The sequence below is a fragment of the Enterobacter sp. ECC-249 genome (genome assembly GCF_043965265.1).
In the GTDB taxonomy this organism is placed as follows: Bacteria; Pseudomonadota; Gammaproteobacteria; order Enterobacterales; family Enterobacteriaceae; genus Enterobacter; species Enterobacter quasiroggenkampii.
Genome location: NZ_CP143660.1, coordinates 2,069,822 through 2,096,441 on the forward strand (window position 1 = coordinate 2,069,822; position 26,620 = coordinate 2,096,441).

Sequence of the window (26,620 nt, forward strand, 5' to 3'; positions counted from 1 at the left end):
GTAGTAATACTCCTCCGAATGAAAGTCAGCATAAAAAGCTGATAACGAAAGCATTCGTTATATATAAAACTACATAGCGGTTCGCGCCGCCTCTCTTTTCTTTGTGAGCAACCAAAGTGAGTCTCTATGAAAATCAACGCGCCTGAAGCATTAATGGCTGCCGAGGTCACTCGCCGTGGGTTGATGAAAACCACGGCCATAGGCGGTCTGGCCGTAGCCAGCAGTGCCTTCACGCTCCCCTTTACCCGACTGGCGTCGGCGGCAGATGCTCTGTCTCCGGCCACTTCGCCGGAAAAAGTAGTGTGGAGTGCCTGTACCGTCAACTGCGGTAGCCGTTGTCCGCTGCGTATGCACGTGGTGGATGGTGAAATTAAATATGTCGAAACCGACAATACCGGGGACGATAACTACGAAGGGTTACATCAGGTTCGTGCCTGTCTGCGCGGTCGCTCAATGCGTCGCCGCGTGTACAACCCGGACCGCCTGAAATACCCGATGAAGCGCGTCGGTAAGCGTGGGGAAGGGAAGTTCGAGCGGATTAGCTGGGATGAAGCCTACGACATCATCGCCACCAACATGCAGCGTTTGATTAAAGAGTACGGTAACGAATCTATCTACCTGAACTACGGTACCGGGACGCTCGGCGGCACGATGACCCGTTCCTGGCCACCGGGAAAAACGCTGGTGGCGCGCCTGATGAACTGCTGCGGCGGTTATCTCAATCACTATGGCGACTACTCCTCGGCGCAGATCGCAGCGGGACTGAACTACACCTACGGCGGCTGGGCGGACGGCAACAGCCCGTCAGATATCGAAAACAGTAAGCTGGTCGTGCTGTTCGGTAACAACCCGGGTGAAACCCGCATGAGCGGTGGCGGAGTAACCTACTATCTCGAACAGGCTCGCGCTAAATCCAATGCCCGCATGATCATCATCGATCCGCGCTATACCGACACCGGTGCCGGACGTGAAGACGAGTGGATCCCAATCCGGCCGGGTACCGATGCGGCACTGGTTTCAGCGCTGGCATGGGTAATGATCACCGAAAACCTCGTCGATCAGCCTTTCCTGGATAAATACTGCGTCGGCTATGACGAGAAAACTCTGCCAGCCAGCGCGCCGGCAAACGGGCATTACAAAGCCTACATTCTTGGTCAGGGCAGCGATGGCGTGGCGAAAACGCCGGAGTGGGCCTCCACCATCACTGGCATCCCGGCAGAGCGTATCGTTCAGCTGGCGCGTGAGATTGGCTCAGCCAAACCGGCCTACATTAGCCAGGGCTGGGGTCCGCAGCGTCATGCGAACGGCGAAATTGCGACCCGTGCCATCTCCATGCTCTCCATTCTGACCGGCAACGTCGGCATTCACGGCGGTAACACCGGCGCGCGTGAAGGCTCGTATGAAGTGCCGTTTGAACGTATGCCGACGCTGGATAACCCGGTTCAGACCAGCATCTCCATGTTTATGTGGACCGATGCGATCGAACGGGGTCCGGAAATGACCGCCCTGCGCGACGGTGTTCGCGGCAAAGACAAGCTGGACGTGCCGATCAAGATGATCTGGAACTATGCCGGTAACTGTCTCATCAACCAGCACTCCGAAATCAACCGCACCCATGAAATCCTGCAGGACGACAAGAAGTGCGAGATGATTGTGGTGATCGACTGCCATATGACCTCCTCGGCAAAATATGCCGATATCCTGCTGCCGGACTGCACCGCCTCTGAGCAGATGGATTTCGCGCTGGACGCCTCCTGCGGCAACATGTCCTACGTGATCTTTACTGACCAGGCGATTAAACCGCGCTTTGAGTGCAAAACCATCTATGAGATGACCTCTGAGCTGGCGAAACGTCTTGGCGTTGAGCAGCAGTTTACCGAAGGGCGTACTCAGGAAGGGTGGATGCGCCATCTGCATGAACTCTCCCGTAAGGCGGTCCCTGACCTGCCTGATTTCGATACCTTCCGCAAGCAGGGTATGTACAAACAGCGCGATCCGGAAGGGCACCACGTGGCGTACAAAGCGTTCCGTGAAGACCCGCAGGCGAACCCGCTGACTACACCGTCGGGCAAAATCGAAATTTACTCCGAAGAGCTGGCAAAAATCGCGTCGACCTGGGAACTGCCGGAAGGGGACGTTATCGATCCGCTGCCGATCTACACGCCGGGTTTTGAGAACTACAACGATCCGCTGACGGCTAAATTCCCGCTGCAGCTGACCGGTTTCCACTACAAAGCGCGCGTGCACTCTACCTACGGTAACGTCGACGTGCTGAAAGCCGCCTGCCGCCAGGAGATGTGGATCAACCCGATGGACGCGAAAGCGCGCGGCATCAGCAACGGCGATCGCGTGCGCATCTTCAACGGTCGCGGCGAGGTGCACATTGAGGCCAAAGTGACGCCGCGCATGATGCCCGGCGTGGTGGCGTTAGGGGAAGGGGCCTGGTACAGCCCGGATGCCAACCGCATCGACCAGGCGGGCAGTATTAACGTGCTGACCACGCAGCGTCCGTCGCCGCTGGCGAAGGGCAATCCATCCCACACAAACCTTGTCCAGGTTGAAAAGGTTTAAGGAGTAGCCGATGACAACCCAGTATGGATTTTTTATTGATTCCAGCCGTTGCACCGGGTGCAAAACCTGCGAGCTGGCCTGTAAAGATTACAAAGACCTGACCCCGGACGTTAGCTTCCGCCGCATCTACGAATACGCCGGGGGCGACTGGCAGGAAGATAACGGCGTCTGGCATCAGAACGTCTTTGCGTATTACCTGTCGATTGCCTGTAACCACTGTGAAGATCCGGCCTGCACCAAGGTCTGCCCGAGCGGGGCGATGCACAAGCGTGAAGATGGCTTTGTGGTGGTGGATGAAGATGTCTGCATCGGCTGTCGCTACTGCCACATGGCGTGCCCGTACGGCGCGCCGCAGTACAACGCCGCCAAAGGTCATATGACCAAATGCGACGGTTGCCACACTCGCGTAGCGGATGGCAAAAAGCCGATTTGCGTCGAGTCCTGCCCGCTACGCGCGCTGGACTTCGGTCCTATAGAAGAGCTGCGTCAAAAACATGGTCAACTCGCCGCCGTGGCGCCGCTGCCGTCTGCGCACTTCACGAAGCCGAGTATTGTGATTAAACCTAACGCCAACAGCCGTCCTACAGGTGACACCACCGGCTACCTGGCAAACCCGAAGGAGGTGTGAGATGGGAAGTGGATGGCATGAATGGCCGCTGATGATCTTCACGGTCTTTGGTCAGTGCGTGGCGGGCGGCTTCATTGTGCTCGCGCTGGCGTTGTTAAAAGGGAACCTCAATGCCGAACAGCAGCAGCGTCTGGTGTTGAGCATGTTTGGCCTGTGGGTGCTGATGGGAATTGGCTTTATTGCCTCTACGCTGCACCTGGGTTCACCGATGCGCGCGTTTAACTCTCTGAACCGCGTGGGAGCCTCATCCCTCAGTAACGAGATTGCCAGCGGGGCAATTTTCTTTGCCGTCGGTGGGCTGGGCTGGCTGCTGGCCGCTATGAAGAAGTTGCCTGCCGGTCTGCGCAGCCTGTGGCTGATCCTGACCATGGTGCTGGGCGTGGTATTCGTGTGGATGATGGTGCGTGTCTATAACACTATCGATACCGTCCCCACCTGGTACAGCGTCTGGACGCCGATGAGCTTCTTCCTGACGATGTTTATTGGCGGGCCGCTGCTGGGCTACCTGCTGCTGTGCGTGGCAGGTGTCGACGGATGGGCAATGCGTTTGCTACCTGCCGTTTCGCTGCTGGCGCTGGTAGTAAGTGCGATGGTCGCCCTGATGCAGGGTTCTGAACTGGCAACCATTCACAGCTCTATCCAGCAGGCCTCAGCCCTGGTGCCGGACTACGGTGCGCTGATGGCCTGGCGTATCGTTCTGCTGGTCGCCGCGCTGGTATTCTGGATTGCTCCTCAGCTCAAAGGTTATCAGCCCGCGCTGCCACTGTTGTCACTGGCTTTTGTGCTGGTACTGGCGGGTGAACTGATTGGTCGCGGCGTGTTCTACGGGTTGCATATGACCGTCGGTATGGCTATCGCCAGTTAACGTTGTATTTGGTTATATCAAGCCGGGCCTGAGTGCCCGGCTTTTTCTTTTTTCGATCATGAAATTTTTCGACTGTCGTTTTGTTTTAATTTTGCCCATTAATAAATGAAAACAGCGACATAATTAATATTTATAGCAGGCGTGGCATTAGCAGGATAAGTTTTTTAAATCGACAGGGAACATATTGTGCGAGGCGGCTAAATCAGTGGATTGACTTTGTTTTTGCCAGTGGCATGATGCGCACGAAATCTGAACTTCCTCACGGCTTTTTAATCCATGACCACCTATACCCGGCCAGTGCTGCTGTTGCTCTGTGGCCTGCTTCTGTTGACCCTGGCGATCGCAGTGTTAAATACACTCGTCCCGCTGTGGCTCGCCCATGAAAACTTACCGACCTGGCAGGTGGGTATGGTCAGCTCGTCCTTTTTTACCGGGAACCTGCTGGGTACGCTGTTGACCGGGAGCCTGATTAAGCGCTTTGGCTTTAACCGCAGCTATTATCTGGCTTCGCTGATTTTCGCTGCCGGGTGTGCGGGGCTGGGCCTGATGGTCGGCTTCTGGAGCTGGATGGCATGGCGCTTTATTGCCGGTGTAGGCTGCGCGATGATTTGGGTGGTCGTTGAAAGTGCGCTGATGTGCAGCGGCACTTCCCGCAACCGCGGTCGCCTGCTGGCAGCCTACATGATGGTTTATTACGTCGGCACCGTGCTGGGACAACTGATGGTGAGCAAGCTGCCAACCGACCTGATGAGCGTTCTGCCGTGGGTGACAGGTATGGTGCTGGCCGCGATCCTGCCGCTGCTCTTTACGCGCATTGTGAACCAGAACAGCGAACACCAGGAAGCAACCCACGTCTGGCCAATGCTGAGACTGCGTCAGGCGCGTCTGGGCGTTAACGGCTGCATTATCTCGGGGATTGTCCTCGGCTCGCTCTATGGCCTGATGCCACTCTATCTGAATCATCAGGGCGTCAGCGATTCCGGAATTGGCTTCTGGATGGCGGTTATGGTGAGTGCGGGTATTGTGGGGCAGTGGCCGATTGGCCGCCTGGCGGACCGCTTTGGCCGTCTGCTGGTGCTGCGCGTTCAGGTCTTCGTGGTGATCATGGGCTGTCTTGCCATGCTCAGCAACGCCGCGATGGCACCTGCGCTGTTCATTCTCGGGGCTGCCGGCTTTACGCTCTATCCCGTCGCGATGGCCTGGGCCTGTGAGAAAGTCGAGCATCACCAGCTGGTGGCAATGAACCAGGCGCTGTTACTGAGCTACACCATCGGCAGCTTATTAGGGCCGACGTTTACCGCGATGCTGATGCAGAATTACTCCGACAATTTACTGTTTATCATGATCGCCAGCGTGTCGTTTATTTATCTGTTAATGCTGCTGCGTAAAGCGGGTGAACATCCAACGCCTGTGGCACATGCCTGATGAATTAAAAGCCTGTCGATGACAGGCTTTTTTGTCCCCATCACAACTCAGAGTTTTACTTATTGTTTGTTTATTGCGCCGGACGATAATTCAGGTGAGTCCTACCACAATAAGGCAGCAATCATGTCTATTCGTCGTTTTTCCACTACCGCACTGGCCGTAGTGTTGTCTTTAACGTTTGCAACGGCTCCGGTCATGGCTAACCCTGGAAACGGGAATGGCAATGGTCACGGAAACGGGGGCGGACAGGGTAACAGCGGCAATCATGGTAACGGGAATTCTGGTAACTCCGGTAACCATGGTAATAAGCAAAAAAACGGTCAGGATAACCCTGGGAAATCGAATAAGAGCGTTAAAAACAGCAAAGATGTCGGTAATGATGTCGACGCTCGCGTCAGTTTCGATCATGCCCGCCATCTGGCCGTGAATTACGGCTTAACGGGCTATAAGTCTTTGCCACCGGGGATCGCGAAAAACCTGGCGCGCGGTAAACCACTGCCTCCGGGTATTGCGAAGAAAACCGTTCCGGCCTCAATGCTGGACCAGCTTCCTTCCTATCCCGGCTATGAATGGCGAGTAGTGGGCGACGACCTGGTCTTAATTGCCCTGAGTACTGCGATTGTGACGACCGTTATTAACGGCGTGTTTAAATAGAATATAAAAAGGCCCGGTTTTTACCGGGCCTTATCTTTAATACATCACCTTGTGGCCGTACTGTTCAAGAATACCTTTGACGCGTTCCATCGTCTCTTTTTTCGGCGGCTTCACGCCATCAAGCTTGTACTCTTCTCCCATGGCCACCCATTTATGTTTACCCAGCTCGTGATAGGGCAGAAGTTCGATTTTCTCGACGTTGCCCATGTCGCGGGTGAATTCCCCCAGGCGGTTCGCGGAGTCGTCGTCGTCTGACCAGCCTGGAACCACCACGTAGCGGATCCAGGTTTTAATGCCTTTATCAGCAATATATTTGGCAAACTCCAGCGTGCGGTGGTTGGAGACGCCCACCAGGTTCTGGTGGATCTCATCGTTCATCTGTTTGAGATCGAGCATCACCAGATCGGTCACTTCGAGCAGTTCATCGATCACCGGATCGTAGCGACGTACAAAGCCATTGGTATCCAGGCAGGTATGAATGCCTTCTTTGTGGCAGGCGCGGAACCAGTCGCGGACAAATTCGGCCTGAAGAATGGCTTCACCGCCGGATGCGGTGACGCCGCCGCCGGACGCGTTCATAAAGTGGCGGTAGGTCACCACCTCTTTCATCAAGTCTTCAACGGTCACTTCTTTACCGCCGTGCGTATCCCAGGTATCACGGTTATGGCAGTACAGGCAGCGCATCAGGCAGCCCTGGAAAAAGGTGATAAAGCGGATACCCGGGCCATCGACGGTGCCACAGGATTCAAAGGAGTGAATGCGACCAATAATTGACATTGCGGTGATATCTCCAGCATCGGCCCGTCCGGGGCCTGAGTATGCACAGCTCAAAGCCGGCTGTGTTGAAGTCTGTTTTGGCTGATATCCATAGAGTATAGATAGCGGACAAAAGAGACTGAGGTGGAGAGGGTGCTAAAAAGGCCCCACTTATGTGGAGCCTTTATTGTACGCTTTTTAACGCGTGATTTCAGTCAATTCCACTTACATGGACTGAGTGAAAGTACGGGTGATAACGTCCTGCTGCTGTTCTTTCGTCAGGGAGTTAAAACGTACTGCGTAGCCAGATACGCGGATGGTCAGCTGAGGGTATTTCTCAGGGTGTTCCATCGCGTCGAGCAGCATTTCACGGTTCATGACGTTCACGTTCAGGTGCTGACCACCTTCGATGGACGCTTCGTGGTGGAAGTAACCATCCATCAGACCCGCGAGGTTAGTTTTACGCACTTCGTCGTCTTTACCCAGCGCGTTTGGCACGATAGAGAAGGTATAAGAGATACCATCTTTCGCGTAAGCAAACGGCAGTTTAGCAACGGAGGTCAGAGAGGCAACAGCACCTTTCTGGTCACGACCGTGCATTGGGTTAGCACCTGGGCCGAATGGCGCGCCAGCACGACGACCGTCTGGGGTGTTACCGGTTTTCTTACCATACACAACGTTAGAGGTGATGGTCAGAACAGACTGAGTCGGGATAGCGTTACGGTAAGTAGTCAGTTTCTGAATTTTCTTCATGAAACGTTCTACCAGGTCAACCGCCATGTCATCAACGCGAGAATCGTTGTTACCAAACTGCGGATATTCGCCTTCGATTTCGAAGTCGATAGCCAGACCGTCTTCGTCACGAATTGGTTTAACTTTCGCATATTTGATTGCAGACAGGGAGTCAGCAGCAACGGACAGACCTGCGATACCACACGCCATGGTGCGGATAACGTCGCGGTCGTGCAGCGCCATCAGAGAGGCTTCATAGCTGTACTTGTCGTGCATGTAGTGGATAACGTTCAGCGCGGTGACGTACTGTTTAGCCAGCCAGTCCATGAAGTGATCCATGCGGTCCATCACTTCGTCGAAGTTCAGAACGTCGCCTTTGATTGGCTCAGACTTAGGACCAACCTGCATTTTCAGTTTTTCATCAACGCCGCCGTTGATTGCGTACAGCATGGTTTTCGCCAGGTTTGCACGCGCACCGAAGAACTGCATTTGTTTACCAACAACCATTGGGCTTACGCAACAAGCGATAGCGTAATCGTCGTTGTTGAAGTCCGGACGCATCAGGTCATCGTTCTCATACTGCAGAGAAGAGGTATCGATGGACACTTTAGCGGCGAATTTCTTGAAGTTCAGAGGCAGTTTTTCAGACCACAGAACGGTGATGTTCGGCTCCGGAGAAGGACCCATGGTGTACAGGGTGTTCAGGAAGCGGAAGCTGTTTTTGGTTACCAGAGTACGGCCGTCAACGCCCATACCGCCGATGGATTCAGTTGCCCAGATTGGGTCACCGGAGAACAGCTCATCATATTCAGGGGTACGCAGGAAGCGAACCATACGCAGTTTCATGACCAGGTGGTCAATCATTTCCTGAGCGTCTTGCTCGGTGATTTTGCCTGCTTTCAGGTCACGTTCGATGTAAGCATCCAGGAAGGTGGATACGCGACCGAAGGACATTGCTGCACCGTTCTGGGACTTAACTGCGGCCAGGTAGCCGAAGTAGGTCCACTGGATAGCTTCCTGAGCGTTGGTAGCAGGACCAGAGATATCGCAGCCGTATTTAGCAGCCATCTCTTTGATCTGACCCAGCGCGCGGTGCTGTTCAGCGATCTCTTCACGCAGACGGATAGTCGCTTCCAGGTTTACGCCGTTTTCCAGATCGGACTGCAGGGAAACAAACTGCGCGTACTTGTCTTTCATCAGGAAGTCGATACCGTACAGCGCAACGCGACGGTAGTCACCGATGATACGGCCACGGCCATACGCATCTGGCAGACCAGTCAGAACGCCAGATTTACGGCAGTTCAGGATGTCTTTGGTATAAACATCGAATACACCCTGGTTGTGGGTTTTACGGTATTCGGTGAAGATTTTTTTCAGCATTGGGTCCAGCTCGCGGTTATACGCTTTGCAGGAACCTTCTACCATTTTGATACCACCGAACGGGATGATTGCGCGTTTCAGTGGTGCTTCAGTCTGCAGACCAACGATTTTCTCAAGGGCTTTGTTGATGTAGCCAGCATCGTGAGAAGTGATGGTGGAAGCAACGGAGGTGTCAAAATCAACTGGCGCGTGAGTGCGGTTTTCCAGTTTAACGCCTTCCATTACGCTGTCCCACAGCTTGGTGGTCGCGTCAGTTGCGCCAGCCAGGAAGGATTCGTCACCTTCATACGGGGTATAGTTTTTCTGAATGAAGTCACGTACGTTTACTTCATTCTGCCAGTCACCTTTCGCAAAACCTTCCCAGGCTGTGGCTAACTTTTCATTAAGCTCGGACATGTAACACCTACCTTCTTAAGTGGATTTTTTATTTACTGCCTGAGAAAACCATCAATGATGATCGTCGCCACGCAGGTAAATGACCCAGTATGTCAACCCAACTAACAGACCCCCACCGATAATGTTCCCGATAGTGACAGGGATCAGGTTATCAGTAATGAAATTCATAATAGTCAGGTGAGAGAAACTTTCCGGGGATGAACCAACTGCGGTCCAGAACTCCGGGCTCGCAAAGTCGCGGATAACAATGCCCATTGGGATCATGAACATATTCGCGATACTGTGCTCAAAGCCGCTGGCAACAAACATCGCAACCGGCAGAACCATAATTAAGGCTTTGTCCATCAGGCTACGACCCGAGTAGCTCATCCATACAGCCAGGCAGACCATCAGGTTCGCGAGGATGCCGAGAGCAACGGCTTCGATAAATGTGTGGTGCATTTTGTGGTCGGCGGTTTGCAGGACATTAAGGCCCCAGCCACCGTTGGCGGTCATGTACTCGCCAGAAAGCCACATCAACAAAACAAAGAGCAGACAGCCAACCAGGTTACCCACGTAGACGTTAAGCCAGTTACGTGCCAGCTGACCCCAGGTAATTCTTCCGCTGGCCTTTGCCACGACAATCAGTACCGTCGAGGTGAAGAGGTCGGCGCCGCAAATGACGCAGAGAATCAGACCCAGTGAGAAGCAAATGCCGCCAATCAGTTTGGCCATGCCGAAAGGCATTCCGGCAGTACCGGTAGTGGCGGTGATGTAGAAGACGAAAGCGATAGAGATGAACACACCAGCCGTGATCGCCAGATAGAACGTCTTCATCGGGTGTTTCGTTGCTTTATAGACACCCGCTTCTTCGGCAACTTTGGCCATCGCAGCAGGGAGTAAAAGATCAAAAGGGTTGTCAGCTTTCACACTAACTCTCTCTTTATTAAGTCGGCGACGAGATACTAACAAAGCATTATAGAAGAGAAATTGATATAGATCATATCTCGCCTGGCTTATAGGCCCGCAGTGTGTATGGTTTTACGACAAATGCGGAGTAAGTATTTGATTATCCGTATAAAAATAAATTTTAAAAGTTATGAAAAGAGTTGAATTTTTTCGTTCAGCCACCTCTGAGACAGTTAATTAATATGGAGTATTTACCATAAAAAGTAACAGTAAAGCTCGGGTAAATATTATTATATTTACCCATGTTTAACTTTATTATTACAATCAACAGTCATTGCCGAAGAAAATAAAAAACGGGGCAATGAAATTGCCCCGTAATATAGCCCAGACGATTGAATACGCCTACTGCTGGTAATGTTATATGCGCTTATTTTGACCAGTAAGCGGCTTTTGCTTTCTGCAGCTTTTCATAGGCTTTAAGCAGCGACTGATGCGCAGGGAAGGCTTTCAGATCGCTATCAACAGCCTGCAGGCCATAGAACGGCGCTTCGCCGCTCAGGGCCGCGCTGGCAGCTTCTACGGCCTCAGCACCGTACATACGCACGAAAGCGTTCAGGTATTGCAGCGGCTCGCGATCGTCTTCCTGTGCCAGCAGCAACAGGGTTTGCAGGCAGCGGTAATAATTGGTGCGCTCGGCGGAGAAGACCGACTGGTTGAACTCCATGGTCCACTCGGTCCAGGCCAGAGCCTGATCCAAATCGCCACCCGCCAGGGCCAGCATCGCTTTCAGCTCACCGATACGCAGGGTATACCAGCCGTTGTCTTTACCGGTCGCCAGGCCCAGCAGTTCGCGTACGCGAGTGAAGTCATCGTGGCCTTCTTCGTCCAGCTGGGCGATCAGGTTCAGATAATCTTCTTTCTCCCACTCGCTGCCCGGCAGAGCCAGCAGCGTTTCGCGCAGGTGCGCACCCATGCTGTTGTTCGCCAGCCACAGGTCTTCAGCGGGGTAGATGTCGGACATGCCCGGAACAATAATGCGGCACGCGTAGACGCCAAGATGTTCGTAGTCGGCAATGTAAACTTCCTGATCTTCCGCGTTGAAGATCGCCATCAGCGTGGCGAACTCTTCTTCCGTGGTACCCGCGAAGCTCCAGTCCACGAACGGATAGTCCGCGTCCTGCTTGAACATATCCCAGGAAATTAAGCCGCTGGAATCGATGAAGTGGGTTTCGAGGTTGGTATGCTCGGCCACTTCTTCATCGTCAAACGTTGGCGGCGTAAACACGTCGAGATCTTTCAGGCTACGGCCCTGCAGCAGCTCGGTGACGGTACGCTCCAGCGCCACGCCGAAGTCCGGGTGCGCGCCGAAGGAGGCGAAGCAGGTACCATTGGTCGGGTTAAACAGCACGACGCAGATAACCGGGTACTTACCGCCCAGCGAGCCGTCATACGCGAAGATTGGGAAACCTTCTGCTTCCAGCTTTGCGATGGATTCCACCACGCCCGGGTAGCGCGCCAGCACGTCTGCCGGAATTTCTGGCAGGCTGATGGATTCGGCGATGATGCGGTTTTTAATGTGGCGTTCAAAGACTTCGGACAGACCCTGCACGCGCGCTTCATTGCGGGTGTTACCGGCGGACATACCGTTGGACACATACAGGTTGCCGACGATGTTCATCGGGATATAGACGGTCTGCTCGTCAGACTGGCGGGTGAACGGCAGGGCGCAGATCCCACGGTCTTCATTGCCAGACTGCAGATCGATCAGCATGCTGGCAGTCAGTTCGCTGTCTGGATCGTAGAAGGCACGCAGGCGCGCGTCGAGAATACCTTCCGGCAGTTCGTCATCTTCGGTCAGCGGGAACCATTTTTCATTTGGATAGTGAACGAACGGGCCGTTAGCGATGGTCTCGCCCAGCCAGAAGTCTGCGAAGAAATAGTTGGTGGACAGACGCTCAAAATACTCACCCAGTGCAGAGGCCAGTGCCGCTTTTTTTGTCGCGCCTTTACCGTTGGTAAAGCACAGGGCACAGTCTTTATCGCGAATATGCACGGACCAGACATGAGGCACCGGATTGAGCCAGGAGGCTTCTTCGATGTTAAAACCCAGGTCGGTCAGTTTCTGCTGGAAGCGAGCGATGGAATCTTCCAGGGCGGCGTCTTTGCCGGGGATAAACGTTTGAGTCATGGCGTTCACTTTTATCGTACGTAAAGCGCGCAATGATACGGGTTTTGCGTGACGGGTGCTATCTTCGGCGAAAATAAAAGGCTGGGCTATGCTTAGTGGCAGTAACTGACTGTTAAGGCATAGAAAAATGAAAGCATTTGATCTCCAGCGGATGGCGTTTGATAAAGTTCCTCCTGAATTTCTGGGCGAAGTGGCGCTGCGCAGCTTGTATACCTTCGTACTCGTCTTCCTGTTTCTTAAAATTACTGGCCGTCGCGGCGTGCGGCAGATGTCGCTCTTTGAGGTGTTGATTATCCTGACGCTGGGCTCGGCGGCGGGGGACGTCGCCTTTTATGACGACGTACCAATGGTGCCGGTGTTTATCGTTTTTGTCTCACTGGCGCTACTTTACCGTCTTGTCATGTGGCTGATGTCGAAAAGCGAAAAGCTGGAAGATCTGCTTGAAGGGAAGCCGGTCGTTATCGTCGAGGACGGACAGCTGGCCTGGGAAAATGTACAAAGCGCCAATATGACCGAGTTTGAGTTCTTTATGGAGCTACGCCTGAACAGCGTTGAACAGCTCGGGCAGGTGCGGCTGGCGATCATGGAAACTAACGGGCAGATCAGCGTCTATTACTATTCTGACGACGAGGTGAAGCCGGGACTGTGTATCCTGCCGGATATGCTGATCGAGCGTTTCAAAACCGTACCTGAGTCAGGCGAGTATGCCTGCGTGAGATGTAGCCATGTTGTCGCGATGCAGCCGGGGGATCGTCAATTATGCCCCCGCTGTGCAAATCCGGAATGGACGAAGGTTAGCCGGGCTAAACGTATCACCTGACAGCCATTTTGTCGGTTTTGTCCTGGCGAGGCGGCAGATTGTTTTGTGTGACGCGGGGCACATTTCACGGGTCATAAGTTTTAGACATTGCGGCGCGTGTCACTGAATGATAAAACCGATATCCACAGTTATAACTTATGGCTTTTAGCGTGGTGAGGGGAAATGGCTCAAGTCTTTAATTTCAGTTCAGGTCCGGCGATGTTACCGGCAGACGTGCTTAAACAGGCTCAACAGGAACTCTGTGACTGGAACGGTCTCGGTACGTCGGTGATGGAAATCAGCCACCGTGGTAAAGAGTTTATTCAGGTGGCGGAAGAGGCAGAAAAGGATTTTCGCGATCTGCTGAATATTCCCTCGAACTACAAAGTATTGTTCTGTCACGGCGGTGGACGCGGCCAGTTTGCAGGCGTTCCTCTGAATATCCTCGGTGACAAAACGACGGCTGATTACGTTGACGCGGGTTACTGGGCGGCGAGCGCCGTTAAAGAAGCGCATAAATACTGCACGCCGAATGTTATCGATGCCAAAGTGACCGTTGACGGTCTGCGCGCCGTGAAGCCAATGCGCGAGTGGCAGCTTTCGGATAACGCAGCGTATCTGCACTACTGCCCGAACGAAACTATTGACGGGATTGCCATCGACGAGACGCCAAACTTCGGCAGCGATGTCGTGGTTGCCGCCGACTTCTCTTCTACCATTCTATCTGCGCCAATTGATGTCAGCCGCTACGGCGTTATCTATGCGGGCGCGCAGAAAAATATCGGTCCGGCCGGTTTGACTATCGTCGTCGTGCGTGAAGACCTGCTGGGTAAAGCACATAAATCCTGCCCGTCGATTCTCGATTACACCGTGCTGAATGATAACGATTCTATGTTCAACACCCCACCAACGTTTGCCTGGTACCTCTCCGGCCTGGTCTTCAAATGGCTGAAGCAAAACGGCGGCGTGGCGCAGATGGATAAGGTGAATCAGCAGAAAGCTGAACTGTTGTACGGCGTGATCGACAAGAGCGATTTCTACCGCAACGATGTGGCGAACGCTAACCGTTCCCGCATGAACGTGCCTTTCCAGCTGGCGGACAGCAGCCTGGATAAAGTCTTCCTGGAAGAGTCCTTCGCTGCAGGCCTGCATGCGCTCAAAGGTCACCGTGTCGTTGGGGGCATGCGTGCTTCCATCTATAACGCGATGCCGCTGGAAGGCGTTAAAGCCCTGACGGATTTCATGATCGACTTCGAACGTCGTCACGGTTAATTTGCTGTTTTTCACCCCCGCAGCGCCCCTGCGGGGTTTTTATTATGTTGAGTTGAGAGTTTAGTTTTCATGGAATCCCTGACGTTACAACCTATCGCGCGGGTAGATGGCACCATTAATCTGCCTGGTTCAAAAAGTGTCTCGAACCGCGCTCTGCTGCTGGCAGCTCTGGCAAACGGCACCACCGTCCTTACAAACCTGCTGGACAGCGATGACGTGCGCCATATGCTCAATGCGCTGAAAGCGTTGGGCGTTCATTACACTCTCTCCGACGATCGCACCCGCTGCGAAGTGACCGGCAACGGCGGCGCGCTGCGCTCGGGCGAAGAGCTTGAACTGTTTCTGGGCAACGCGGGTACCGCGATGCGCCCGCTGGCGGCGGCCCTGTGCCTGGGGAGCAACAACATCGTGCTGACCGGCGAGCCGCGCATGAAAGAGCGTCCGATTGGTCACCTGGTGGATGCCCTGCGTCAGGGCGGCGCGCAGGTTGAGTATCTGGAGCAGGAAAACTATCCGCCACTGCGCCTGCGCGGCGGTTTTACCGGCGGTCACGTCGAGGTTGACGGCAGCGTCTCCAGCCAGTTCCTGACCGCGCTGCTGATGACCGCGCCGCTGGCTCCGCAGGATACGGTTATCACGATTAAAGGCGAGCTGGTCTCTAAACCGTACATTGATATCACGCTGCACCTGATGAAAACCTTCGGCGTTGATGTGGAAAACCAGTCTTATCAGCGCTTCGTGGTGCGCGGGGCACAGCAGTACCAGTCTCCGGGTAACTACCTGGTTGAAGGGGATGCGTCATCCGCGTCTTACTTCCTGGCCGCGGGTGCGATTAAAGGCGGCACGGTAAAAGTGACCGGTATTGGCCGTAACAGCGTGCAGGGCGACATCCGTTTTGCGGACGTGCTGGAAAAAATGGGCGCCATTGTCACCTGGGGCGATGACTTCATCTCCTGTACCCACGGCGAGCTGAACGCTATCGACATGGACATGAACCATATCCCTGATGCGGCGATGACTATTGCCACGGCGGCGCTGTTCGCCAAAGGCACCACCACGCTGCGTAACATCTACAACTGGCGCGTAAAAGAGACGGACCGCCTGTTCGCAATGGCGACAGAACTGCGAAAAGTCGGTGCCGAGGTGGAAGAGGGCGAAGACTACATTCGCGTCACGCCTCCGGCAAAACTACAGTTTGCGGAAATCGGCACCTACAACGATCACCGTATGGCGATGTGCTTCTCGCTAGTGGCGCTGTCGGACACGCCTGTCACAATTCTTGACCCGAAGTGCACCGCGAAAACGTTCCCGGACTACTTCGAACAGCTGGCACGCATTAGCACGCTGGCCTGATAACGCTTTGCCGCATCGCCCGATGCGGCATTTCCTTACTCTTCATTACGAACACCTCCGCTCATTTCTTCTACACTCTGCTTCAATCATTCCGTAATTTGCACGCAAAGGTAACAGTTGCGTACGTTGGCGCGTATAATGCGCGGCGTTCATGTAAACGGTATGCCTTATTTAAGGAGAAAAAGATGACGGCAGTTGCCCCGGTAATCACCATTGATGGGCCGAGTGGCGCAGGGAAAGGTACTCTGTGCAAAGCGATGGCGGAAGCATTGCAATGGCATCTTTTAGATTCGGGAGCAATCTATCGCGTGCTGGCGCTGGCCGCGCTGCATCACCATGTGGATGTTGCGTCTGAAGAAGCGTTGGTTCCGCTGGCTGCGCATCTGGATGTGCGTTTCGTATCGACCGATGGCAACCTGGAAGTCATCCTTGAAGGGGAAGACGTGAGCGGCGAAATCCGTACGCAGGAAGTGGCTAATGCGGCCTCCCAGGTTGCGGCATTCCCGCGCGTTCGTGAGGCGCTGTTACGTCGTCAGCGCGCGTTTCGTGAAGCACCGGGTTTGATCGCTGACGGACGCGATATGGGAACTGTGGTATTCCCTGATGCGCCTGTAAAAATTTTCCTCGACGCCTCTTCGGAAGAACGTGCGCAACGCCGCATGCTTCAGTTGCAGGAAAAGGGGTTTAGTGTTAACTTTGATCGCCTTTTATCCGAGATAAAAGAGCGCGATGACCGCGATCGTAACCGCGCCGTCGCCCCACTTGTTCCTGCAGAAGATGCATTAGTTCTGGATTCAACCAGTTTAACTATTGAGCAAGTGATTGAAAAAGCGCTACAATATGCGCGCCAAAAACTGGCACTCGCGTAATCGCGACCGATTTAGCAGTACCCCCGCTGCAATGGATTGACGGCGGGTATGTGAAACAACCCCATCCGGCACGGAGCCAGGTGGACGTTAATATTAACCTGAAGATTAAACATGACTGAATCTTTTGCTCAACTGTTTGAAGAATCCTTAAAAGAAATCGAAACCCGCCCGGGTTCCATCGTTCGCGGTGTTGTTGTTGCTATCGACAAAGACGTAGTACTGGTTGACGCCGGTCTGAAATCTGAGTCCGCCATTCCGGCAGAGCAGTTCAAAAACGCCCAGGGCGAGCTGGAAATCCAGGTTGGTGACGAAGTTGACGTTGCTCTGGACGCAGTAGAAGACGGCTTCGGTGAAACCCTGCTTTCTCGTGAGAAAGCGAAACGTCACGAAGCATGGATCACGCTGGAAAAAGCTTACGAAGAAGCTGAAACTGTGGTCGGTGTTATCAACGGCAAAGTTAAAGGTGGCTTCACTGTTGAGCTGAATGGTATTCGTGCGTTCCTGCCAGGTTCTCTGGTAGACGTTCGTCCAGTTCGTGACACTCTGCACCTGGAAGGCAAAGAGCTTGAGTTCAAAGTAATCAAGCTGGACCAGAAGCGTAACAACGTTGTTGTTTCCCGTCGTGCCGTTATCGAATCCGAAAACAGCGCAGAACGCGATCAGCTGCTGGAAAACCTGCAGGAAGGCATGGAAGTCAAAGGTATCGTTAAGAACCTCACTGACTACGGCGCATTCGTTGACCTGGGCGGCGTTGATGGCCTGCTGCACATCACCGACATGGCGTGGAAACGCGTTAAGCACCCAAGCGAAATCGTGAACGTGGGCGACGAAATCACTGTTAAAGTGCTGAAGTTCGACCGCGAGCGTACTCGTGTATCCCTTGGCCTGAAACAGCTGGGCGAAGATCCATGGGTAGCTATCGCTAAGCGTTACCCAGAAGGTACTAAACTGACTGGTCGCGTAACCAACCTGACTGACTACGGCTGCTTCGTTGAAATCGAAGAAGGCGTTGAAGGTCTGGTGCACGTTTCCGAAATGGACTGGACCAACAAAAACATCCACCCATCCAAAGTTGTTAACGTTGGTGATGTAGTGGAAGTTATGGTTCTGGATATCGACGAAGAACGTCGTCGTATCTCCCTGGGCCTGAAACAGTGCAAAAACAACCCATGGCAGCAGTTCGCGGAAACCCACAACAAGGGCGACCGTGTTGAAGGTAAAATCAAGTCTATCACTGACTTCGGTATCTTCATCGGCCTGGACGGCGGCATCGATGGCCTGGTTCACCTGTCTGACATCTCCTGGAACGTTGCAGGCGAAGAAGCAGTTCGTGAATACAAAAAAGGCGACGAAATCGCTGCAGTTGTTCTGCAGGTTGACGCAGAGCGTGAGCGTATCTCCTTGGGCGTTAAACAGCTCGCAGAAGATCCGTTCAACAACTGGGTTGCACTGAACAAGAAAGGCGCAATCGTAAACGGTAAAGTGACTGCAGTTGACGCTAAAGGCGCAACCGTAGAACTGGCTGACGGCGTTGAAGGTTACCTGCGCGCTTCTGAAGCTTCACGTGACCGCGTTGAAGATGCCACTCTGGTTCTGAACGTAGGCGACGACGTTGAAGCTAAGTTCACCGGTGTTGACCGTAAGAACCGTGCAATCAGCCTGTCTGTTCGTGCTAAAGACGAAGCTGATGAGAAAGATGCAATCGCAACTGTTAACAAACAGGAAGATGCAAACTTCTCTAACAACGCAATGGCTGAAGCTTTCAAAGCAGCTAAAGGCGAGTAATATCAGGTTCTCAGCATCATTTGCGCTGTAACGCATTTACAGCGTGAAGGATGAGGAGCAAACTTGACAGATTGCAGGATTCGTCCTGTAATCAATAACAAAGGGCGGCTACGGCCGCCCTTGTTTAATGAGCTGTTCAGCTAATTGGTTTGAAAGGAACCGGAGGAATCATGACCAAGTCAGAATTGATTGAAAGACTTGCCAGTCAGCAACCGCATATCCCTGCCAAGGCAGTGGAGGATGCCGTAAAAGAGATGCTGGAGCATATGGCCTCCACTCTTGCCCAGGGCGAGCGCATTGAAATCCGCGGTTTCGGTAGTTTTTCTCTGCACTATCGTGCTCCACGTACCGGGCGTAACCCGAAAACTGGCGATAAAGTCGAGCTGGAAGGTAAGTACGTTCCACACTTTAAGCCGGGTAAAGAACTGCGCGATCGCGCCAATATTTACGGCAACTGAGTTTAGCCAGCCGGTTAAACTGGGTTCGAAAGGAAGCACCTGCGGGTGCTTTTTTTGTCTCTGTCGCTTTCATTCTGAAGGTGCCCTGCATTTTTCGTTTCATTTTCTGCAAACCAATAAAAACAGCACAGCGCGTGCCGTAAAACACATGCTTCTCACCTGACAACTCGCTCTGTCTGCTTACATACTGCCCCCCTGAAACAGGGAGGTAGCAATGGGAATTCCCGCTCTTAGCGTCTGCGTCATTCTGGCAATAGCCCCGTTACTTTGGTTACCTGAACTGCCATCACGTCATACCGTGTGGCTAATGATTGTTGGCGGGGTCGTGCTTGCCGCACGAAGAAACGTACGACTGAAGTATGCGGGTTTCACGCTGTTACTTTGCGTGTGGGGTATTCTGGCTGCGAAGGAGAGCGTCTGGCCGATGCAGCATTTAACCACGGGGGCTGTGCAGGCTGAGGTAGCGATCACCGCCACAGATGGCGCCACGCAGCATCAGGGAAACATTCTCAGCGTTGATGGCAAGCGCTGGTGGGCTACTACCGGCGTCATGCTGTATGGCAATTATCTGCCACAGAAAGCGTGTGCCGGTCAGCGCTGGAGCATGACGCTCAGGCTCAGGCCTGCCCATGGCGAACTGAACGACGGCGGTTATGATTCTCAGCGCAGCGCTTTTGCCCGCCATCAAACGCTGAGCGGGCGCTTCACCCATGCGGAACTCGTTGATGGGCACTGTAGCCTGCGAGCGCAATATCTCATGTCACTGCAAAACCGCCTTTCTGCTTACCGATGGGGGGCGGTTATCCTCGGACTGGGAATGGGGGAACGTCTGGATATGCCCCAGGAAATAAAAGACCTGATGCGTGAAACCGGGACGCTGCATTTGATGGCGATTTCGGGTCTGCATATCGCGCTGGCGGCATCCCTCGTCTGGTTACTCGCACGTGGGATCCAGTTTTTATTACCCAGCCACCGGGTCCACTGGCAGATGCCTCTCCTAGCCGGGTTGTGCTTTGCCGCGTTCTACGCCTGGCTTACCGGTCTGCAACCACCTGCGCTACGAACGGTCATTGCGCTTGCTGTGCTTGCATTATTGCGGATCGCTGCCCGGCAATGGTCTCCCTGGCAGGTGTGGGTCTGCTGTATCGCGGCGATCCTGATAAGCGACCCCTTAGCCATACTCTCGCAGAGTCTGCTCTTGTCTGCATTTGCTGTCGCCGCGCTGATTTTTTGGTTTCAGTGGCTGCCTCTTCCTGACTGGCATAGGGCACGACGTATACGGCCGCTGCTGAACCTGATCTATCTGCAGGTGGGTATGTTGATGCTGCTGATGCCGGTACAGGTCCTGATTTTCCATGGCTTCAGCATCTCCTCCCTGGTCGCGAATCTCTTTGCCGTTCCCCTGGTGACGTTTGTCTCCGTGCCGCTGATCCTGTTCGGCATGCTGCTTCATCTCCTGCCGTTGGCGGCACCGGAAACCGTCGTCTGGTTCGCAGCCAATAAGTCACTTGCGGGGCTTTTCTGGCTCCTCATGCGCCTGCCTGACGGCTGGCAAAATGTCGACCAACGCTGGCAGTACATGACATTACTGCCCTGGCTTACCATCGTTGGCTGGCGTTTTCGTGCCTGGAAAACCCTTCCAGCCGTTTGTTTTGCAGGAAGTGCCTTGCTGACATTTCCTCTCTGGCGCCCGGAAAAAAGCGAGAGCTGGACGCTGCATATGCTGGATGTGGGGCAGGGGCTGGCGATGGTCATTGAACGGCACGGGAAAGCCATTCTCTATGATACCGGGCTCGCCTGGCCGGGCGGAGACAGCGCGCAGCGGTTAATTATCCCGTGGCTTCGCTGGCATCAACTGAGGCCTGAAGGCGTTATTCTCAGTCATGAGCACCTCGACCATGCGGGAGGACTCGCATCGTTGCAAAAAGCGTGGCCGGACGTGTGGGTAAGAAGCCCATTGCGCCAGGCGGGGCATCTGCCCTGTTTTCGCGGGCAGAGATGGAAATGGCAGGGACTCACCTTCACCGTCCACTGGCCCCCCGAAAATTACCCGGCTCAGGGAAATAACCATTCCTGCGTGGTAAAGGTGGACGACGGTGAGCAGAGTGTTCTGCTAACAGGAGATATTGAAGCGCAAGCGGAACAGGCTATGCTTAGCCATTACTGGCGTTATCTGACGTCCACGATCATACAGGTGCCCCATCATGGCAGTAATACTTCGTCTTCATTGCCGCTGGTACAGCGGGTGGAAGGTCAGATCGCCCTGGATTCAGCGGCCCGCTATAATGCATGGCGATTCCCGTCGGCAAAAGTTGTCCGACGTTATCGAAAAGAGGGGTATATCTGGCACGATACTCCTCATTCTGGACAAATATCGGTGACATTCTCGCAACATCACTGGCAAATCCGGCGCTTGCGCGAGCAATTTTTACCCGTTTGGTATCATCAGTGGTTTGGCGAGCCCGTCGATAACGGGTAGAATATGCGGCTATTTCAACGAATGCTGGTTTTTTGAATGCATAACGACAAAGATCTCTCCACGTGGCAAACCTTCCGCCGACTCTGGCCGATGATTGCGCCCTTTAAAGCAGGCCTGATCGTGGCGGGAGTAGCGTTAATCCTCAACGCAGCCAGCGATACTTTTATGCTATCGCTTCTCAAACCGTTACTGGACGACGGTTTTGGTAAAACGGATCGCTCAGTGTTGCTATGGATGCCTCTGGTGGTTATCGGACTGATGATTTTACGCGGCATCACCAGCTATATTTCCAGCTACTGTATTTCCTGGGTATCAGGGAAAGTGGTTATGACCATGCGCCGTCGCCTGTTCAGCCACATGATGGGCATGCCGGTTGCGTTCTTTGACAAGCAGTCTACCGGGACGCTGCTGTCCCGTATCACCTACGACTCCGAGCAGGTTGCCTCCTCGTCCTCGAGCGCACTGATCACCGTTGTGCGTGAAGGCGCGTCAATCATCGGCCTGTTCGCGATGATGTTCTATTACAGCTGGCAGCTGTCGATCATCCTTATCGTTCTGGCACCGGTAGTTTCTATTGCCATCCGCGTCGTCTCAAAGCGCTTCCGCAATATCAGCAAGAACATGCAGAACACGATGGGCCAGGTGACGACCAGTGCGGAACAGATGCTGAAAGGGCATAAGGAAGTGTTGATCTTCGGCGGTCAGGAGGTCGAAACCAAACGCTTCGATAAAGTCAGCAATAAAATGCGTCTGCAGGGGATGAAAATGGTCTCGGCCTCTTCCATCTCTGACCCGATTATTCAGCTGATCGCGTCGCTGGCGCTGGCATTTGTCCTGTATGCGGCAAGCTTCCCAAGCGTGATGGAGACGCTGACGGCGGGTACCATTACCGTAGTCTTCTCCTCGATGATCGCCCTGATGCGTCCGCTGAAATCCCTGACGAACGTGAATGCCCAGTTCCAGCGCGGGATGGCCGCCTGTCAGACGCTGTTCAGCATTCTGGATTCCGAACAGGAAAAAGACGAGGGTACACGCGAGATTGAGCGCGCTCGTGGCGATCTCGAATTCCGCAATGTCACTTTCGCCTATCCAGGACGTGAAACGCCGGCGCTGCGTAATATCAATCTCTCCATTCCGGCGGGTAAAACCGTAGCGCTGGTGGGCCGTTCCGGCTCGGGTAAATCGACCATTGCCAGCCTGATCACCCGTTTCTATGATATTAACGAAGGTGAAATCCTTTTAGACGGCCATGACCTGCGGGAATATACCCTGCAATCTCTGCGTAACCAGGTGGCGCTTGTTTCCCAGAACGTGCACCTGTTCAACGATACTGTGGCAAACAACATTGCTTATGCGCGCACGGATGAATACAGCCGTGAGCAGATTGAGAACGCCGCGCGCATGGCCTATGCAATGGACTTTATCAACAAGATGGATAATGGTCTGGATACGATAATCGGTGAGAACGGGGTACTGCTCTCCGGTGGTCAGCGTCAGCGTATCGCCATTGCCCGTGCGCTGCTGCGCGATAGCCCGATTCTGATTCTGGACGAGGCGACCTCTGCGCTGGATACGGAATCTGAACGCGCTATTCAGTCTGCGCTGGATGAGCTGCAAAAGAACCGTACCTCGCTGGTGATTGCGCACCGTCTGTCGACTATCGAGCAGGCTGACGAAATCGTCGTAGTTGAAGACGGCATCATTGTTGAACGTGGAAGCCATGCTGATTTGCTGGAACACCGCGGCGTTTACGCTCAGCTACATAAGATGCAGTTTGGCGAATGATTGCACGCATCTGGTCCGGTGAATCCCCGCTGTGGCTGCTGCTTTTGCCGCTCTCCTGGCTTTACGGCCTGGTGAGCGGCATTATCCGTCTGCTTTACCGTCTGGGGTTGAAGCGTGCCTGGCGCGCGCCGGTTCCGGTTGTGGTGGTCGGTAATCTTACGGCGGGCGGCAACGGTAAAACGCCTGTGGTGATCTGGCTGGTTGAGCAATTGCAAAAGCGCGGCATCCGCCCGGGAGTGGTATCGCGCGGATATGGCGGTAAAGCGGCGCGTTATCCGCTGTTGCTGACGGCGGAAACCACGAGTGCCGAAGCGGGTGATGAGCCGGTATTGATTTTCCAGCGTACCGGCGCGCCGGTTGCGGTCTCTCCGGTGCGCAGCGACGCCGTTCAGGCACTACTTGCCGAACAGGCGGTACAAATCATTATCACTGACGATGGTCTGCAGCATTACGCCCTGGCGCGTGATAAAGAGATTGTGGTCATTGACGGCGTTCGCCGCTTCGGTAACGGCTGGTGGCTGCCGGCCGGACCCATGCGCGAACGGGCTTCGCGTCTTAAGTCCGTTGATGCGGTGATTGTGAACGGCGGTGAAGCAAACGCGGGTGAAATCCCGATGTACCTGCAGCCGGGTCTGGCAGTCAACCTGGCGACGGGTGAACGTCGGGCGGTTGCTGAGCTGCCTTCACTGGTGGCGATGGCGGGTATTGGCCATCCGCCGCGCTTCTTCGCGACGCTGGAACAGTGTGGTGCCTGGCTGGAAAAACGGGTTCCGCTGGCCGACCACCAGGCGCTGGTGGAAGGGGAAGTAAACGCCCTGACCGTACCCGGACAGTCGCTGATCATGACCGAAAAAGATGCGGTGAAATGCCGTGCCTTTGCGAAAGATAACTGGTGGTATCTGCCGGTTGACGCTGAACTCAGCGGCGAGCAGCCGGAACACTTGCTCCAGGAACTGATTGCGTTGGTGCAGTAAAGGCTTACGCGGTTCTGGTGGCGCTTAGACTGACAGGAAAACGCATGTCTTTACCGCAACTCTCGCTTTCAGCCGCACGTAATCTCCACCTCGCCGCGCAGGGGCTGCTCAAAAAGCCCCGCCGCCGCGCGCAGCCTGCCGATATTCTCTCTACCGTCCAGCGCATGTCGCTGCTTCAAATCGACACCATTAATATTGTGGCCCGTAGCCCCTACCTGGTGCTGTTTAGCCGCCTGGGGAATTATCCTTCACAGTGGCTGGATGAGGCGCTCAGCAAGGGTGAATTAATGGAGTACTGGGCGCACGAAGCCTGCTTCCTGCCCCGCAGCGATTTTGCCCTGGTGCGTCACCGTATGCTTGCCCCGGAAAAGATGGGCTGGAAATACCGACAGGCGTGGATGCTGGAACATGCGGCCGAAATTGAACAGCTCATCGCGCATATTCAGGATAATGGTCCCGTCCGCTCCGCCGATTTTGAACACCCGCGCAAGGGTACAAGCGGCTGGTGGGAGTGGAAGCCGCACAAACGTCATCTCGAAGGGCTGTTCACCTCTGGAAAAGTCATGGTGATTGAGCGGCGTAATTTTCAGCGCGTCTACGACCTGACGCATCGCGTGATGCCGCACTGGGACGACGAGCGTGACCTGCTTACCCAGGAGGCGGCCGAGGCCATCATGCTCGAAAACAGCGCCCGCAGCCTGGGGATTTTCCGCACGCAGTGGCTGGCAGATTATTATCGCCTTCGCCAGCCCGCGCTGAAACCGCTGCTGGACATGTGGCAACACGAGCAGCGCGTTATTCCCGTTACCGTGGAAACGCTGGGCGAAATGTGGCTGCATGCGGATCTCCTCCCGTTATTGCCTCAGGCTCTGGAGGGGAAACTTCAGGCAACCCACAGCGCGGTATTGTCGCCTTTCGACCCGGTCGTCTGGGACAGAAAACGCGCTGAGCAGCTGTTCGATTTTAGCTACCGGCTGGAATGTTATACCCCGGCCCCAAAGCGCCAGTATGGCTACTTTGTTCTCCCGCTGCTGCATAAGGGACTGCTGGTCGGGCGCATGGACGCCAAAATGCACCGCAAGATCGGCACGCTTGAAATCATTGCGCTTTATCTGGAAGAGGGCGTCAGGGTGACGGCAAGCCTGGAAAAAGGGTTAACGTTCGCCATCAGCGAATTCGCGCGCTGGCAGGGTGCCCGCGACGTGACGCTGGGCCGGGTGCCCGACGGACTGTTTACATCCTGTCGAAGTGGCTGGGAAACAGGCACGCCCTGAAAAGGGAATGTGTTAAGCTTTAGCGATTACCCATACGGAGGAACTATGGATCACCGTTTACTTGAAATTATTGCCTGCCCGGTATGCAACGGCAAACTCTACTACAGCCAGGACAAACAGGAGCTGATTTGCAAGCTGGACAGCCTGGCTTTCCCGCTGCGTGACGGCATTCCGGTACTGCTGGAAAATGAAGCTCGTTCCCTGGTGGCAGAAGAGAGCAAACCATGAGTTTTGTTGTCATTATTCCTGCGCGTTATGCCTCAACGCGTCTGCCGGGTAAACCGCTGGTGGATATCAACGGCAAGCCGATGATCGTGCATGTCCTCGAGCGTGCGCGTGAATCCGGCGCCGATCGCGTGATTGTTGCTACCGATCATCCTGACGTCGCCCGTGCGGTTGAGGCGGCAGGCGGTGAGGTGTGCATGACCCGTGCCGATCACCAGTCCGGCACCGAGCGTCTGGCGGAAGTGGTTGAGAAATGTGGTTTCAGTGATGATACGGTCATTGTGAACGTGCAGGGCGACGAGCCAATGATCCCGGCGGTGATTATCCGTCAGGTAGCAGAAAACCTGGCGCAGCGTCAGGTCGGTATGGCGACGCTCGCGGTGCCCATTCACCACGCTGAAGAGGCATTCAATCCGAATGCGGTGAAGGTGGTCATGGATGCCGAAGGCTATGCGCTCTATTTCTCACGCGCCACGATCCCGTGGGATCGCGATCGCTTTGCGCTCTCTAAAGAGACTATCGGTGATACCTTCCTGCGTCATATTGGGATCTACGGCTATCGGGCCGGTTTTATTCGTCGGTATGTTACCTGGGCGCCGAGTCCGCTGGAACATATCGAAATGCTGGAACAGCTTCGTGTGCTCTGGTACGGCGAGAAAATTCACGTTGCCGTTGCTGAGGAAGTCCCTGGCACGGGCGTAGACAACCCTGAAGATCTTGAGCGCGTTCGCGCCGAATTGCGTTAATCTTACCGGCATCTCTCCGTAAGGAGGGATGCACTCTCCGGTTTATTTTTCCCTTTCTTTTCCCTGATTGATCTCTTCCGGGTGACATCTTCCTTCAGGACGCTCATTATAAAAGCAG

General features: G+C 54.3%; 21 protein-coding genes. 17 read left to right on the forward strand and 4 right to left on the reverse strand.

Features of this window, described 5'->3' with window-relative positions; all coding sequences use genetic code 11:
• The first annotated feature begins 126 nt into the window (after window positions 1-126).
• From dmsA to V1587_RS09855, 5 genes are all read left to right on the forward strand, one after another.
• A complete protein-coding gene (gene dmsA, locus V1587_RS09835) occupies window positions 127-2,571 on the forward strand; it encodes a dimethylsulfoxide reductase subunit A (protein WP_371898421.1) in 2,445 nt (814 codons plus the stop codon).
• 10 nt (window positions 2,572-2,581) lie between these two features.
• A complete protein-coding gene (locus V1587_RS09840; protein WP_021240882.1) occupies window positions 2,582-3,199 on the forward strand; it encodes a DMSO/selenate family reductase complex B subunit in 618 nt (205 codons plus the stop codon).
• A gap of 1 nt (window position 3,200) precedes the next feature.
• A complete protein-coding gene (locus tag V1587_RS09845) occupies window positions 3,201-4,064 on the forward strand; it encodes a dimethyl sulfoxide reductase anchor subunit family protein (RefSeq protein WP_371898420.1) in 864 nt (287 codons plus the stop codon).
• A 276-nt stretch (window positions 4,065-4,340) separates the two neighbouring features.
• Window positions 4,341-5,489 carry an MFS transporter gene (locus V1587_RS09850; RefSeq protein WP_045261768.1) on the forward strand — a complete coding sequence of 383 codons (1,149 nt, stop codon included), beginning with the start codon at window positions 4,341-4,343 and terminating at the stop codon, window positions 5,487-5,489.
• Window positions 5,490-5,612: 123 nt separating this feature from the next.
• The gene (locus tag V1587_RS09855; RefSeq protein ID WP_371898419.1) at window positions 5,613-6,143 is read left to right on the forward strand and encodes an anti-virulence regulator CigR family protein; all 531 of its coding nucleotides are present in this window, start codon (window positions 5,613-5,615) and stop codon (window positions 6,141-6,143) included.
• Window positions 6,144-6,179: 36 nt separating this feature from the next.
• On the opposite strand, the gene pflA is transcribed toward V1587_RS09855, so the two are convergent.
• The 4 genes from pflA to ycaO all read right to left on the reverse strand — a co-directional run bounded on the left by pflA (window position 6,180) and on the right by ycaO (window position 12,483).
• Complete coding sequence (pflA, locus tag V1587_RS09860) at window positions 6,180-6,920, reverse strand: pyruvate formate lyase 1-activating protein (RefSeq protein WP_371898418.1); 741 nt, start codon at window positions 6,918-6,920, stop codon at window positions 6,180-6,182.
• A 204-nt stretch (window positions 6,921-7,124) separates the two neighbouring features.
• The gene (gene pflB / locus V1587_RS09865) at window positions 7,125-9,407 is read right to left on the reverse strand and encodes a formate C-acetyltransferase (protein WP_023310992.1); all 2,283 of its coding nucleotides are present in this window, start codon (window positions 9,405-9,407) and stop codon (window positions 7,125-7,127) included.
• Between the two features lie 51 nt (window positions 9,408-9,458).
• Window positions 9,459-10,316: a formate transporter FocA gene (gene focA, locus V1587_RS09870; RefSeq protein ID WP_008499974.1), complete on the reverse strand. Its 858-nt coding sequence runs from the start codon at window positions 10,314-10,316 to the stop codon at window positions 9,459-9,461.
• 406 nt (window positions 10,317-10,722) lie between these two features.
• Window positions 10,723-12,483: a 30S ribosomal protein S12 methylthiotransferase accessory factor YcaO gene (ycaO, locus tag V1587_RS09875; protein ID WP_371898417.1), complete on the reverse strand. Its 1,761-nt coding sequence runs from the start codon at window positions 12,481-12,483 to the stop codon at window positions 10,723-10,725.
• A gap of 127 nt (window positions 12,484-12,610) precedes the next feature.
• Between ycaO and V1587_RS09880 the strand changes: the two genes are divergently transcribed.
• The 12 genes from V1587_RS09880 to kdsB all read left to right on the forward strand — a co-directional run bounded on the left by V1587_RS09880 (window position 12,611) and on the right by kdsB (window position 26,502).
• Window positions 12,611-13,303 (forward strand): DUF421 domain-containing protein, encoded by a 693-nt coding sequence (locus tag V1587_RS09880; protein WP_371898416.1) that lies wholly within the window; start codon window positions 12,611-12,613, stop codon window positions 13,301-13,303.
• A gap of 162 nt (window positions 13,304-13,465) precedes the next feature.
• Entirely contained in the window at window positions 13,466-14,554 is a 1,089-nt protein-coding gene (serC, locus tag V1587_RS09885; RefSeq protein ID WP_371898415.1) for a 3-phosphoserine/phosphohydroxythreonine transaminase, read from the forward strand.
• A gap of 69 nt (window positions 14,555-14,623) precedes the next feature.
• Window positions 14,624-15,907 (forward strand): 3-phosphoshikimate 1-carboxyvinyltransferase, encoded by a 1,284-nt coding sequence (gene aroA / locus V1587_RS09890; protein WP_371898414.1) that lies wholly within the window; start codon window positions 14,624-14,626, stop codon window positions 15,905-15,907.
• Between the two features lie 185 nt (window positions 15,908-16,092).
• Window positions 16,093-16,776, forward strand: coding sequence for a (d)CMP kinase (gene cmk, locus V1587_RS09895; protein WP_013097305.1), 684 nt, complete (start codon window positions 16,093-16,095; stop codon window positions 16,774-16,776).
• A 111-nt stretch (window positions 16,777-16,887) separates the two neighbouring features.
• The gene (gene rpsA / locus V1587_RS09900; RefSeq protein WP_008499966.1) at window positions 16,888-18,561 is read left to right on the forward strand and encodes a 30S ribosomal protein S1; all 1,674 of its coding nucleotides are present in this window, start codon (window positions 16,888-16,890) and stop codon (window positions 18,559-18,561) included.
• 170 nt (window positions 18,562-18,731) lie between these two features.
• On the forward strand, window positions 18,732-19,019 hold the full coding sequence (gene ihfB, locus V1587_RS09905; RefSeq protein ID WP_008499965.1) for an integration host factor subunit beta: 288 nt from the start codon (window positions 18,732-18,734) through the stop codon (window positions 19,017-19,019).
• Window positions 19,020-19,233: 214 nt separating this feature from the next.
• Entirely contained in the window at window positions 19,234-21,498 is a 2,265-nt protein-coding gene (locus tag V1587_RS09910) for a ComEC family protein (protein ID WP_371898413.1), read from the forward strand.
• 36 nt (window positions 21,499-21,534) lie between these two features.
• Window positions 21,535-23,283 (forward strand): lipid A ABC transporter ATP-binding protein/permease MsbA, encoded by a 1,749-nt coding sequence (gene msbA / locus V1587_RS09915; protein ID WP_371898412.1) that lies wholly within the window; start codon window positions 21,535-21,537, stop codon window positions 23,281-23,283.
• Window positions 23,280-24,257, forward strand: a complete 978-nt coding sequence (gene lpxK, locus V1587_RS09920; protein ID WP_371898411.1) for a tetraacyldisaccharide 4'-kinase — start codon at window positions 23,280-23,282, stop codon at window positions 24,255-24,257. Before msbA ends, lpxK begins: the two co-directional genes overlap by 4 nt.
• Window positions 24,258-24,301: 44 nt before the next feature.
• Window positions 24,302-25,531 (forward strand): winged helix-turn-helix domain-containing protein, encoded by a 1,230-nt coding sequence (locus V1587_RS09925; protein WP_371898410.1) that lies wholly within the window; start codon window positions 24,302-24,304, stop codon window positions 25,529-25,531.
• Window positions 25,532-25,576: 45 nt separating this feature from the next.
• Window positions 25,577-25,759 carry a protein YcaR gene (gene ycaR / locus V1587_RS09930; RefSeq protein ID WP_006174474.1) on the forward strand — a complete coding sequence of 61 codons (183 nt, stop codon included), beginning with the start codon at window positions 25,577-25,579 and terminating at the stop codon, window positions 25,757-25,759.
• Window positions 25,756-26,502 (forward strand): 3-deoxy-manno-octulosonate cytidylyltransferase, encoded by a 747-nt coding sequence (gene kdsB / locus V1587_RS09935; protein ID WP_395314577.1) that lies wholly within the window; start codon window positions 25,756-25,758, stop codon window positions 26,500-26,502. The genes ycaR and kdsB overlap by 4 nt, the downstream gene beginning before the upstream one ends.
• Window positions 26,503-26,620 lie beyond the last annotated feature (118 nt).

Bases quoted from the DNA above. Each gene is read 5' to 3' on its own strand.
- cmk (WP_013097305.1), top strand. From the start codon at position 16,093: ATGACGGCAGTTGCCCCGGTAATCACCATTGATGGGCCGAGTGGCGCA.
- kdsB (WP_395314577.1), top strand. From the start codon at position 25,756: ATGAGTTTTGTTGTCATTATTCCTGCGCGTTATGCCTCAACGCGTCTG.
- msbA (WP_371898412.1), top strand. From the start codon at position 21,535: ATGCATAACGACAAAGATCTCTCCACGTGGCAAACCTTCCGCCGACTC.
- V1587_RS09855 (WP_371898419.1), top strand. From the start codon at position 5,613: ATGTCTATTCGTCGTTTTTCCACTACCGCACTGGCCGTAGTGTTGTCT.
- pflA (WP_371898418.1), bottom strand. From the start codon at position 6,920: ATGTCAATTATTGGTCGCATTCACTCCTTTGAATCCTGTGGCACCGTC.
- ycaO (WP_371898417.1), bottom strand. From the start codon at position 12,483: ATGACTCAAACGTTTATCCCCGGCAAAGACGCCGCCCTGGAAGATTCC.
- pflB (WP_023310992.1), bottom strand. From the start codon at position 9,407: ATGTCCGAGCTTAATGAAAAGTTAGCCACAGCCTGGGAAGGTTTTGCG.
- aroA (WP_371898414.1), top strand. From the start codon at position 14,624: ATGGAATCCCTGACGTTACAACCTATCGCGCGGGTAGATGGCACCATT.
- serC (WP_371898415.1), top strand. From the start codon at position 13,466: ATGGCTCAAGTCTTTAATTTCAGTTCAGGTCCGGCGATGTTACCGGCA.
- lpxK (WP_371898411.1), top strand. From the start codon at position 23,280: ATGATTGCACGCATCTGGTCCGGTGAATCCCCGCTGTGGCTGCTGCTT.
- rpsA (WP_008499966.1), top strand. From the start codon at position 16,888: ATGACTGAATCTTTTGCTCAACTGTTTGAAGAATCCTTAAAAGAAATC.
- dmsA (WP_371898421.1), top strand. From the start codon at position 127: ATGAAAATCAACGCGCCTGAAGCATTAATGGCTGCCGAGGTCACTCGC.
- V1587_RS09880 (WP_371898416.1), top strand. From the start codon at position 12,611: ATGAAAGCATTTGATCTCCAGCGGATGGCGTTTGATAAAGTTCCTCCT.
- ycaR (WP_006174474.1), top strand. From the start codon at position 25,577: ATGGATCACCGTTTACTTGAAATTATTGCCTGCCCGGTATGCAACGGC.
- V1587_RS09850 (WP_045261768.1), top strand. From the start codon at position 4,341: ATGACCACCTATACCCGGCCAGTGCTGCTGTTGCTCTGTGGCCTGCTT.
- V1587_RS09845 (WP_371898420.1), top strand. From the start codon at position 3,201: ATGGGAAGTGGATGGCATGAATGGCCGCTGATGATCTTCACGGTCTTT.
- V1587_RS09840 (WP_021240882.1), top strand. From the start codon at position 2,582: ATGACAACCCAGTATGGATTTTTTATTGATTCCAGCCGTTGCACCGGG.
- V1587_RS09910 (WP_371898413.1), top strand. From the start codon at position 19,234: ATGGGAATTCCCGCTCTTAGCGTCTGCGTCATTCTGGCAATAGCCCCG.
- V1587_RS09925 (WP_371898410.1), top strand. From the start codon at position 24,302: ATGTCTTTACCGCAACTCTCGCTTTCAGCCGCACGTAATCTCCACCTC.
- ihfB (WP_008499965.1), top strand. From the start codon at position 18,732: ATGACCAAGTCAGAATTGATTGAAAGACTTGCCAGTCAGCAACCGCAT.